Below are 638 nucleotides of genomic sequence, written 5' to 3' on the forward strand. Positions count from 1 at the left end.
GCTCCGGGGGAGGGGCGGGCGTGCTCCCGACCGCCGTCCGGTGCCGGGACAGATACGTGCTGCGGGACTCCCACACCGGCTCCCCGGCCAGCCGCGCCTCCGCCACCACCGTCGCCTCCGTACCGCGCCGGTGCGGGGCCAACCCCGCGACGTACACGGTGAGTTCGTACGCCCCCGACACGGGCAGCGGTGCGCGACGGGCGAGTTCGATCGAGGTATGCACCAGGCCCAGCAGCGGGAGCGGGAAGTCCCGGGCGCCGAGCAGGCGCATCGCCAGCGGGAAGGCGAGGACATGGGGGTAGGGGAGCGGGAGGTGCTCGGAGGGGGCGGGGAAGGCGCACAGCCGGGCGTACCTCGCCAGCCGGGCCGGGTCCGCGCGCACCCCCGGCAGCACCAGCCGGGTGTCCGGGTACGGCGCCCCGGCCGAGGACCGCTTTCCCAGTGAGCGCAGCGCACCGGCCGCCAACACCGGCCCCAGTGCGGGTGACTTGTCGAGGACGGTCGACATCAAACCCCCCGAAGGCGGGAACAAATTCGTTACCGAGCGGTAAAGTTACCGCAGGTAAGCCCAGGTCGGCCAGTGCCGTTAGCCGCGACAACCCCGCACAGCCCCGTCCCCGTACCACCCCCGTACCACC

1 pseudogene is annotated in these 638 nt (G+C 73.5%); it reads right to left on the minus strand.

From position 1 onward, the window contains the following. A pseudogene (locus CCN72_RS09820) lies at nt 1-508 on the minus strand (hypothetical protein); the annotation flags it as partial. Between the last annotated feature and the right edge of the window lie 130 nt (nt 509-638).

This window comes from Streptomyces murinus, assembly GCF_002154555.1.
Lineage (GTDB): Bacteria > Actinomycetota > Actinomycetes > Streptomycetales > Streptomycetaceae > Streptomyces > Streptomyces murinus.